The 12,409-nt window shown below is 66.8% G+C and carries 1 protein-coding gene (cut by a window edge); it reads right to left on the reverse strand.

Annotated elements, in window-relative coordinates:
* A protein-coding gene (locus tag S58_RS26005) for a non-ribosomal peptide synthase/polyketide synthase (protein WP_015668373.1) crosses the window boundary here: on the reverse strand, positions 1 to 12,409 show its 3' portion. Its footprint extends 4,013 nt past the window's final position; 12,409 of the gene's 16,422 nt are visible here — the last part of the coding sequence; its start codon lies off the right edge, out of view; the stop codon is at positions 1 to 3.

Consider the following 12,409-nt stretch of genomic DNA (forward strand, 5'->3'; position numbering starts at 1 on the left):
TCATTCTGCTGGTTCGGGCTGCAGGGCTTGCGTCGCCTGGATCGCTATGCGGGGCTCCAGCCACGAACAGATCGCCGAGAGGAAGGTCTCGTTGCTCAGGATCGAGAAATGGTCGTCGCCGACGACGCCGAGGTCTGCCGCATGCGGTAGCTCGGCTTCGAGCCAATCGCGCTGCTGCAGGCGGCCCGAGGTCCACCAGCACCCGGGCGCGACACGGAGATGCGCAGGCCAGTCAGCATGCTGCGCCAGCCGTTTTAGATGTCGTCCGACCGTGAATGCGCCGACGATGTCGTCGACCCCGAGCAGCCGATCGCGCGATGCTGCCGGTACCGTGCTGATCGCGTCGTCGATCAGCCGCCTGATCGCCTCGTCGCTGGCCGGCTGGCCGGCGGCGCTGATCGCCGCCGCCTGCGACCTGATGATCGACAACTGCACGCCAGGTACAGCAACGGACAGCAGCCCGAGCAACTCGTCGGCCCAATGCTGCCCGGCGGATTGCGGCTCACCGCGCGGCCTTTGTGGAACGAAGCTGTCGATCAGCGCGAGATGCTCGACGCTTTCGCCACGTCGCTCCAGCTCGGCGGCGACCATGCATGCGATCAGCCCGCCGAGCGACCAACCGATCAGATGATAAGGTCCCCTGCCCTGCGCCCGCACGATCTCGCTGGCATAGTCCACGGCCATCGCGGCCAGCGATTCATCGGTGAAAGACGGCGCGATCAATGTCCGGCATTGCAGCCCGAAAAGCTGGCGCTTCCCTTCCAGTCGGCGCGCCAGCGGCGCATAGTCGAACACCGTGCCGAAGCCGCCGTGGAAGCAGAACACGGGGGGCGTGCCGGGGGCCGGCGCATTCAGCGGCAACAGCGCCGAAGGTCGCGCCAGATCGCTCGCCGGCCGGCCAAGCAAGGCCCTGATCGTCGGCTTCTGCAGCAGGTCGCGCAGCTTGATCTCGCGGCCGAGGACCGGCTCACGGCGGAGCCGCGCGATCACCTTCAGGCTCAAGATCGAGTTGCCGCCGAGCTCGAAGAAATTGTCGGTGACGCCGACCTGCGGCACGCCGAGAACCTCGGCCCACAGCTGCGCCATCGCCGTCTCCTCAGGACCATCGGGCGCGATGAACACGCGCTCGGCAGCGGCCTCCGGGGCCGGCAGCGCCCTGCGATCGACCTTGCCGCTCGAGAGCGTTGGAAGACGGGAGAGCACGATGATCCTGGCCGGGACCATATAGGCCGGCAGCCGGTCACGCAGCCCGGCCGTGAGGCTGGCACACAGCCGCTCCGATGCCGGGCCAACGAATTCGCTTGCATCCTTCGGCGCGACATAGGCGACGAGCTGGTTGCCACCGGCGCCCCGTACAGCGAGCACGGCAGCCTGCGCGACGGTGGGCTCCAACAGCAAGGCCGACTGAATCTCGCCGAGTTCGATTCGGAAGCCGCTGACCTTGACCTGATCGTCACTGCGCCCGAGATATTCGATCGTGCCGTCGACGTCCCAACGAGCGAGATCGCCGGTGCGATAGAGGCGTGCGCCGGCCTTGGACGCAAACGGATCCGGAACGAAACGCTCCGCGGTCATGCCAGGCTTGGCGTGATAGCCGCGTGCCAGGCCGAGACCGCCAATGTACAGCTCACCGGCTGCGCCAGCCGGCACGATGTTCAACCGACTATCAAGGATATAGGCAGTGCGGTCACCAACGGGAACGCCGATCGGCGCATAGGCTTTGTCGCATTCGGCGCGGCCGTCGACCTTCCAGACGAGCGGCGTCACAACGGTCTCGGTGGGACCATAGCCGTTGATGAGGATCTGCGGTTTCAGTGCCTGCTTCACTTTGTCGAAGCCGGCCCTGGGCATGGCCTCGCCGCCGAACGAGTACAGCTTTACTGGCGGTCGATGACCGGTCTGCTCCGCCCATTCCGCGACCTGCTGCAGATAGGCCGGCGGCAGTCCGACATGCGTGACACCTTGCGCATGCAGCATCTCGACGGTCTGCTCCGGGGTCCACAGCTCCGCATCGCGCATCACGAGCCGCGCTCCCTGCGAGAGCACGGTGAGCCACCGCTCATGGGCCCCATCGAAGGCCAGCGACAGAAAATGCAGCTCGCGCGAATCCGCTTCGATCTCGTAGAGCGCAGCGGTCGCGCGGCAATGCATGGCGAGAGGCCCATGCGCGACCGCGACGCCCTTTGGCCGCCCGGTCGAACCCGACGTGTAGATCACATAGGCGAGGTTGTCCTGGTGCAGGCCCGGCTGCGGCGTATGATCCGGTCCCGTCTCGAAGTCAAAGCGCGCAAGATCGATGCACTCGACACCATCGGGCGCGGGAACGTCGCGGGAGCCGGACAGCAGGAACGCCGCACCGCTGTCGTGCATCACATACGAGATCCGCTCCGGCGGCAGCTCGGGATCGAGCGGTACATAGGCCGCGCCGGCCTTCAACACGGCGAGCAGCGCCACGATCGTTGCGGCCTCACGCTCGACGACGACGCCAACGCGCTGGTCCGGCAAGAGCCCCTTCGCGATCAGGTGATGCGCGAGGCGATTGGCGCGGCGATCGAGTGCGCCGTAGGACAGGCTGCTGCCGCCGATCACCAGCGCTGTTCGTGCGGGATCGATGACTGCGTGCCGGCCGATCGTCTCATGGACCAGCGGAGCCGATGCGGCGGGCACCGCGTGAGCATTGCAACTGAGCGCGCGCGCGTGACCGTGGCTGGTTGCGGCATCGATCGCGCCGACCCGGGCTTCGGGATCCTGTGTCAACGCCGCGAGCAGATGCTCGAACTGCGCTCTGATCTGCTCAGCCTCCGCCGATGTGAAATGGCTCGGCATGTACGTGTACTCGACCTGGAGCGTGTCCTCGACCAGGACCGACAGATCCATCGGATAGTTGGTCACGTCGACATTGCGTAGCCCGCCGAACTGGAGCGAGCCGTCGCCCTGCAGCAGGCCGCGTTCGACGGGGTAGTTTTCGAACACGATGATGCTGTCGAACATGGTCTCGCCGGCGCGGCCGGCCCAGCTCTGGATGTCGTAGAGCGGCGTCTGCTCATAGTTGCGGATCGCGGCGTTGCGGCTCTGTATCGCACGCAGCCAGTCGCCGATGGAGGAATCAAGCGGAGGCGTCTCGATCATCGGCAGCGTATTGATGAAAAGGCCGATCATCTGCTCGGCCCCGTCGAGACCGGCCGGACGGCCGGCCACCGTGACGCCGAAGCTGACCGTCTGCTGTCCCGTATAGCGCTGCAGCAGCAGCGCCCAGACGCCCTGGATGAGCGTGTTGAGCGTGATGCGCTCGCGGCGGGCAAACGTCTTCAAGACCGACGTCGCATCCGCGTCGAGCCGCGTGTACACGCGCCGGTGCCCCTGTTCATCGTAGCGGCGGGCGCCGAATGCATCGGCCAACGGCGTCGGCTGGTCGAAGGCGGACAGCTGTCCGCGCCAGAAGCGCTCGGCGGCATCAGCGTCCTGGGCCAGAAGCCAGGCGATGTAGTCACGATAATGCGTGGGATTGGGCGCGAGCCTGCGCCCGGCATAACTCTGCAGGATCTCGCCGATGAAGCGGGCCGAGCTCCAGCCATCCATCAGGATGTGATGATAGGTCCAGATCAGGCGATGGCGATCGTCCTCCACGCGCAGCAGGCGCACCCGCTGCAACGGCGGCCGCGCGAGATCAAACTCGGCATCACGCTCTCCGGCAAGTACCGCCGCGAGGCGCGCCTCGTCGATCACCTGGCCACGCCAATCCTCGGTTTCGAACGGTAGCGTCGCCTGATGATAGACGGCCTGCAACGGCGAGCCGGACAGCTCACGCCAGAGAAAGCCCGTTCGCAGCATCGGATGGCGCGCGGAGACGTCCTGCCACGCCGTACGCAAGCGCTCGACATCGAGGCCGCCGATCTCGACGCTGATCTGGTTGACGTAGACGCCACTGCCGGCGTCGCGCAGGCTGTGGAACAGCATGCCCTGCTGCATCGGCGACAGCGGATAGATGTCCTCGATACGGTCCCAATCGAGACCGAGCCGTGCCAGCTCTTCATCGCTCGAGCCCGACAGCACACCGCGCGCCACGGCGGCTCGCTTCTCGTCCTGCGCCGCCCGACACAACGGCGCGAGCAGCTCGATGGTCTGGTGCCGGAACACGTCTCTCGGCTCCAGCAGGAGACCGGCTCGGCGGGCACGGCCGACGATCTGCAGCGAGATGATGGAGTCGCCGCCGAGCTCGAAGAAGTTATCGGTGACCCCGACATCGTCCTGGTGCAGCAGCTCGGCCCAGATCGCGGCGAGCGCGGCCTCGGTCGAATTGCGCGGCGCGACGCGTTGTGTCTCGTTGGTCCGCGCATCGGGTCGCGGCAGCGCCTTGCGGTCGATCTTGCCGTTCGGCGTCAAAGGCAGCCGTGGCAGCACCATCACCCGCGACGGCACCATGTAGTCCGGCAGCGCCGAGGTGAGCGCAGCGCGCAACGCCGCGCCGTCGAGTGCATCATCGCCGCTGACATAGGCGATCAGCTGTCGGCTGCCGCCGAGCTCCTGCGCCACCACGACGCTGTCGCGCACGCCGCTCTCGCCGCGCAGCCGCGCCTCGATCTCGCCGAGCTCGATGCGATGGCCGCGGATCTTGACCTGATGGTCGACGCGGCCGACATGCTCGAGCACGCCATCGGCCCGCCAGCGCGCGAGGTCGCCGGTGCGGTACAGCCGCGCACCGGCCGTCCCGAACGGATCCGGAATGAAGCGCTCGGCACTGAGAGCCGCCCGGTTCCAATAGCCGCGCGCGAGCCCCTCGCCACCGATGAACAGCTCACCGGCCACGCCGATCGGGGCCAGGTTCAAATCATCATCGAGCACGTACAGCGTGGTGTTGCCGATCGGACCGCCGAGCACCGGCGTCGGATCGTCGGCATCGAGCCGATGCCGCGCCGACCACACCGTGGTCTCGGTCGGCCCATAGAGATTCCAGACCTCGCTGCTCAGCGCGACCAGCCGTCGCGCCAAGTCGGGCGCCAGTGCCTCGCCGCCGCTCAGCACACGGCACCGCTCCGGTATCCACGTCTCCGTCGCCTGGTGATCGAGCAGCATGCGCCAGCTCGATGGCGTCGCCTGGATCATGGTGACGCCATGTCCTGCCACGATCGTCTTCAGCGTGGCCGGATCATGCGCGGCGGCGCGATCGGCAAGCACGACGTTGGCGCCACGCGTCAGCGGCAGCCAAAGCTCCAGCACCGCGATGTCGAATGACAGCGACGTCAGCCCGAGCACGCGGTCCTCGCGCGCAATGCCCGGATACTCCGCCATCGTTGCCAGGAAGTTCGCCACCGCGCCATGACGCACCATCACGCCCTTGGGCAGCCCGGTCGAACCGGAGGTGTAGATGACATAAGCGAGGCTTTCTGGATGCACATCGACGTCGAGGTTTCCGGTGTCGCCCGCATTGTCGTCCATGGCGTCGTCGAGCAGCCACGCCTCGGCGCCGCTGCGTTCCAGCGCTGGCGCAAAGCGCTCGCGCAACGAGTCCTGCGTGAGCAGCAGCGTCGCGCCGCTATCGCCCAGCATGTGGGCGAGGCGCTCGGCCGGATAGTCGGGATCGAGCGGCAGGTACGCCCCACCCGCCTTCAGCACCGCGAGCAACGCCACCATCATCGTGATGCTGCGCTCCAGTGCCAGCCCGACGACCACGTCGGCACCGACACCGCGGTCTCTGAGCCGGCGCGCCAAGCGGTTGGCTTGCGCGTTCAGCGCGCCGTAGTTGATCGTCTCCTCACCATGCGCGACGGCGATCGCATCGGGCGCCTGCGCTGCTTGCGCCTCGACCTGCGCGACGATCGCAGTGAATATATCTGCGCCGGCCGTATCGTTGACACGCGCCAGGGTCGCGAGATGGTCCGGATCGATCGGCGCGATGTTGCCGACCGACTGCTCGGCATCGCCGCTGATCGCCGCGAGCAGTTGCACGAAAGCCGCTTGAAGCCGAACGATCTGGCCTTCGTCGAAATGCCGCCGCTGAAAGTTGAATACGAGCCGCAGCTGACCGTCGAGGCCGACGCTGACGAACAGCGGATAGTTGCTGGTCTCCAAAATCCTGGTCCGGCCAGCGACGAGCCGTCCGCCCTTCGATTTCAGCGCCTGATCGACCGGATAGTTCTCGAACACCAGGATGCTGTCGAACAACGGACGTCCGGCGCGTCCGGCCAGCCGTTGAATGTCCGCAAGCGGCATCCAGCCATGATCCCGCAGAGCAAGATTGCGGTCCTGCAGGTTGCGCAGCCATGCGCCGACACTGAGCTGCGGATATTCGCGATCGACCACCGGCAACGTGTTGATGAACAGGCCGACCATGTCTTCGGCCCCGGCAACAGCCGCGGGCCGATCTGACACCGTCACGCCAAAGCAAACCGTGTCCTGGCCAGTGTAACGACGCAGCAATTGCGCCCATGCGGCTTGAACGACCGTGTTCAAGGTGACGCGCTCGCGGGTCGCGAATTGCTGCAGCCGTTCGCTCAGATCCTGGTCCACCGCCATGACGCGAGAGCCGTGGTCCATCGGTCCGTTGCTGCCGGCCGGTGCCACCAGGCTTGGCTCGTCGAGCTCGATCAGGGCTGCGCGCCAGAATTGCGCGGCGGCCTCGTGATCCCTCGCCTGGAGCCAGGCGATGTAGTCGCGATAGTGCAGCTGCTGCGCCGGCAGCGAGCCATGCTCCAGCAGTTGCATCACCTCTGCCACGAAACGCGCTGAGCTCCAACCATCCATCAGGATGTGATGATGGGTCCAGATCAGCCAATGACGGTCGTCATCGAGCCTGACCAGCGTCAGGCGCTGCAACGGCGGACACGCCAGATCGAAACCTTCCGCACGCTCACGCTGGGCGACCGCGTTCAGGGCGGCGTCGAGTGCTGCTGGCAAAAGTCCCGCGGCGCGGGTACGCCAATCGTCCTCGGTGAAGCGTATCTCCGCATGGCGATAGACCACCTGCTGCGGCGGTCCCGACAATTCGCGCCAGAGAAAACCGGTGCGCAACAGGGGATGGCGATCACTGACGGCCTGCCAGGCCGCCCGCAGCTCACCTGCGTCGAGGCCGCGTATTTCGGCGGTCAGCTGGTTGACGTAAACTCCGGTGCCGTCGTCGTTCAGCGCATGGAACAGCATGCCCTGCTGCATCGGCGACAGCGGATAGATGTCCTCGACCTCGCGCCACTTCAGTGGAAGCGCGTCGATCTCGGCCTGGGTCAGCTTCGACAGCGTGACATCGGACGGCGTCAATCCACTTGCCCCGCTGGTGCAGTGATCGACGAGTTCGAGAAGCGCGGCTTCGAAACAGGCGGCGAGACGCGCGACCGTTGCTGCTCGATAACGTTTTCTGCTGAAGCCGAACGACACCTGCAGCCGGCCGCCAAGCACACGGGCATTGATGCTGAGGATGTGACGCAACGGACTCGATGCGGCCCGGGATGATCCCGCGCTCTCCGGCGCAACCGCGAACAATGCGGCCTCGCCTGCGCCATCATCCACCTGACCGAGATAGTTGAAGCCGATGCGCGGCTCACGGCCTGCACCAAGCACGGCACGCTGTGCTTCAGAGCCGAGATGGCGCAGGATGCCGTAGCCGAGCCCCCGATGCGGAACGGACCGGAGCATTTCCTTGGTCGCCTTGATCAGCGTGGCCGGCTCTTGTGCCCCGCCCGCGAGCGCCACGGGAAACGCCGTCGTGAACCAGCCGACGCTGCGCGACAAATCGAGCCCCGCGCCGATCTCCTCTCGGCCATGACCTTCGAGCTCGATCGCGATATTTTCCCGTCCGGACCATAGCCACAGCGCCCGCGTCAGCGCCGCAAGCAGGAGGTCATTGACCTGGGTCCGGTAGGCCGCAGGAGCCATGCCCAGCAGGCGCGCGGTCAGCGCGGAGTCGATGACCAGGGGCACTTCATCCGCATCGGCGACCGTGTCAGGACCGTCATGGTCATCATCGCACGACAGTTCGTCCGCCTGCGGGATCGCCGACCAATAGTCCAGCTCCCTGGCCAGTTCATCGGAGCCGGCATATATCTGCAGCGCAGCGCCCCACTGCGCGTAGGCATGGGTCTTCGGCGGCAGCGTTGCCGCCGCGTCTCCGCGCAACATCTGCTCGTAGGCGGCGGCCAGATCCTCGAGCAGCACGCGCCAGGACACGCCATCGACCACGAGATGATGGATCGCGACGAGGAGCCGCTGCTCACCCGACGGAAGGTCCATTCCGACGGCGCGAACCAGCGGGCCATGTGCGAGCGAGAGCGTAGCCTGCACCTCGGTTGCCAGTGCCGTGACAGCATCGGCATTGGCGAGCTTGCACGTCCGGAACAACTCCGCGAGCGCCGGTGAAGGCCCATGCTCGGCGCGCCAGACGCCATCGGCTCGTTGGAAGCGCAGCCTCAGCGCATCGTGGTGAGCGACGACCGCTGAAAGCGCGTGCCCCAGCACAATCCAGTCGAGCCGGCGCTGCGGCTTGAGCAGCAAGGCCTGATTCCAGTGGTCCGGCTTCTCCAGATCCTGCTCGAAGAATCTGAGCTGAATCGGCAGCAGCGGCTGTGGGCCGATAACGAGGCCCTGCTCTGCCGTTGCTTCGAGCTGGACTGCAGACCGGGCCTCGCGCGCCAGAGCCTCAAGCGTCTGGTGTTTGAAGACATCACGCGGCTCGATCACGACGCCGGCGCGACGCGCGCGACTGACCATCTGCAGCGAGATGATGGAGTCGCCGCCGAGCTCGAAGAAATTGTCGGTGATCCCGACATCGGGCTGACGCAGCAGCTCGGCCCAGATCGCCGTGAGCACGATTTCGTTCGGCGTCCGCGGCGCGATCCGCATGGCCGCGCCGGCACTCTCCGGCGCCGGCAGCGCCTGGCGGTCGACCTTGCCGTTGACCATCAGCGGCAGCCGGTCGAGCACCACGATCCGCGACGGCACCATGTAATCGGGCAGTTGCGCCGCCAAGGCGTCGCGCAGCGCCGCGCCATCGAGCGCGCTGTCGCCGCTGACATAGCCGACGAGCTGCCGGCCCGCGCCAAACTCGCGCGCGACCACGACGGCCCCGCGAACCGACGGCTGCTGCAACAGACGTGCTTCGATCTCGCCGAGCTCGATGCGGAAGCCGCGGACCTTCACCTGATGGTCGGCCCGGCCGACATAATCGATGGCGCCATCACTGCGCCAGCGCGCGAGATCGCCGCTGCGGTAGAGCCGCGCACCCGGCGGCCCAAACGGATCGGCGATGAAGCGCTCGGCCGTCAGCCCGGCCCGCCCGAGATAGCCGCGCGCAAGCCCGGTGCCGCCGATGTAGAGCTCGCCCGTCGTTCCTTCGTCCACCAGATTGAGGTCGGCGTCAAGAATGCGCAGCACCGTCCCGGGGATGGGGTATCCGATCGGAACGCGGCTGCCGCTCGGACTGCGGCAATTCCAGAAGCTGGCGTTGATCAGGGTTTCGGTCGGCCCGTAGCGGTTGTCGAAGCGGATGGTGGGAAATACCGCACGGACCTGGTCCATCAGCTGGACCGGCAGCGCTTCTCCGCCGGAAAACAGCCGCTTCAAGCTCACGCATCGTCTCGCTGCGGGCTCAGCGATGAATTGCGCAAGCATCTGCGGCACGAAATGCAACGTGGTGACATCGTGAGCGATGATCGCATCGATCAACCGCCCGGGCTCGCGGTGCGCGCCGGGAGCAGCGATCGCAAGCCGCGCCCCAACCGTCAGCGGCCACAGGATCTCCCAGACCGCGACGTCGAAGCTGAACGGCGTCTTCTGCAGCAGCGTCTCACTGGCGTCGAGCCGATATTCGGCCTGCATCCACGCCAGCCGTGCGGCGAGAGCGCCACGCGTGCAGGCGACGCCTTTGGGCACACCGGTCGAGCCCGACGTGTAGATCACATAGGCAAGGCTCTCGGGACGCACCGGGATCCTCAGGTCGGCGGTATCGCGCCTGGCAGCCGTCTCCGCGCGAGCATCATCCGCCGTTCCAACAACGATCAGGTCGACGCCGGCGTCGGCTGCCGTCAGGGTAAGCCGGTCGCGTAGCTGTGTCTGTGTCAGCACCAGCCGCGCGCGACTGTCGCGCAGCATCGCAGCGATGCGCTGGCTCGGATAATCCGGATCGAGCGGCAGATAGCCCGCTCCAGCCTTCAACACCGCCAGCACGGCGACGATCATGTCGATGCTGCGTTCGAACGCCAGCCCGACTGGAGCATCCAGGCCGATCCCGCGCGCGCGAATCCGGCGGGCCAGACGGTTGGCGCGCGCATTCAACTCGGCGTAGCTGATCCGCTCGCCCTCGCAGATCAAGGCGGTCGCGGCGGGAGACCGCCCGGCCTGCTGCTCGATCTGCGCCACGACATCGATCACATCGTCAGTGGTCGCCGGCGCGGCAATACCTACGCTCCAGTCGAGCACCCGCTGCTTCGCAACGTCATCCAAGCCGTGCAGCTCTGCGATCGGCCGGCTGCTTCCGTCGGCGATACGGTCGACCAGGCCAGCTAAGGCCGCCTGAATCCGCCCGATCTGCTGCCGGTCGAACCGGCCACGGTCGTAGCGGAAGCCGAGCCTGATGCCGGCTTCGGTGACGAAGACGGCGAGCGTCAGCGCATAGTTCGTGATCGAGAGCTGCTCGGCGCGGCCTGTGCGGGGGCCGTCTCCCGGCTGAGCGCGCAGCACCTCGTCGACCGGATAGTTCTCGAAAACGAAGATCGTGTCGAACAGCGGACGCCCGGCGCGGCCCGCGAGTCGCTGGATCTCGTAGAGCGGCAGCCAGCCATGCTCGCGCAGGTCGACGTTGCGATCCTGAACGCTGCGTAGCCAATCGCCGACCGACGTCTGCGAACTGGTGTCGTCGAGCATCGGCAAGGTGTTGATGAACAGCCCGACCATCTCCTCCACGCCCGCAATCTCGGGCGGCCGGCCGGAGATGGTGGCGCCGAAGCAGACGGCCTGCTGGCCGGTCAGCCGCCGCAACAGCTGCGTCCACGCGCCCTGCAGCATGGTGTTCAAGGTCACCCGCTCACGCCGCGCCGCGGCCTGCAGCCGCTCGGTCTGCGCCGCATCGATCAAGAGGTCGAGCGAGGCATGGCCGGCCGCAGGCTCCGCCGGCCCGCCGAGGGCATCGGCAAGCAGGGTGGGTTCATCGAGTGGAGAAAGAAGCCTAGACCAGAACGCGCCTGACGACTCGCTGTCCTGGCGCTGCAGCCAGTCGATGTAGTCGCGGTACCTGCCCCGTGGCGCAGACAGCGCCCTGCCCCGTACATGCTGCATGATCTCGGCGATCAGGCGTGCCGCACTCCAGCCGTCGAGCAGGATGTGATGATGAGTCCAGATCAGCCGGTGAACACCGCCGCCGAGATCGATCAGTCGGACCCGCTGCAGCGGAGGACGTGACAGGTCGAAACCATCTCGTCGTTCGGCGAAGGCCGCGTCGGCGAGCGCAGCGGCGCGAGCGGTCGTATCCATCAATGCGACTCGGTCGCGCCAATCCTCGACAACGAAAGGGACCTCGGCGTGGCGACAGACCAGTTGCTGCGGCGTGCCCGACAATTCGCGCCATAGGAAAGCGGTTCGCAGCACGGCGTGCGCCGCCGTCATCGCCTGCCACGCCTCGCGCAGCCGCGTCGGGTCGACGCCGCTGACGTCGACGGCGATCTGGCTGACATAGCTGCCGCTATCGGCATCGCGGAGCGCGTGGAACAACATGCCCTGCTGCATCGGTGACAGCGGATAGATGTCCTCGATCTCGCGCCAGTCGCGCGAGGCTCCCAATAGATCGAGCTCCGGCTGGCTCAGCCGCGACAACGGAACGTCGGACGGCGTGATGCCGCGCACGCCGCTCGTACAGTGTGCGACGAGCTCGCGCAGAGCCGTCGCATAGCAGGCCGCGAGCCGTTCGATCGTCTCGCGGCGGTAGCGCTTGCGGCCGAAGCTGAACGTCAGCCGCAACTCGCGGTCCAGCACCTGGCCGTTGATGCTGAGCCAGCGGCCGAGCGGCGCGCTGGCGCTGCGCGACGGCCCCGCGCTTTCCGGCGCCACGGCAAACGCGCCGCCAGAGCCGACGCTGGCGCCGAACTGGCCGAGATAGTTGAAGACGATGCGCGGCTCCGCGCCGTCCACCAGCGCCTCGCGCTGTCCCCGGCTGCCGCAGTGGCGCAGCACGCCATAACCAAGGCCGCGGGATGGAATGGCGCGCAACTCCTCCTTGATCGATTTGATCAGCGTCGCGTCATCGCTCGCACCGTTGGACAGACGGACGGGAAAGGCGATCGTGAACCAGCCGATCGTCCGCGACAGCTCCACATTGTCGAACACATCTTCGCGGCCATGGCCTTCGAGCTCGACAAGAACATCATCGCGCCCGCTCCAGGTTCCGACTGCACGGGCGAGCGCGGCGAGCAGCAAATCGTTGACATGGGTC

The sequence above is a fragment of the Bradyrhizobium oligotrophicum S58 genome, assembly GCF_000344805.1.
Lineage (GTDB): Bacteria > Pseudomonadota > Alphaproteobacteria > Rhizobiales > Xanthobacteraceae > Bradyrhizobium > Bradyrhizobium oligotrophicum.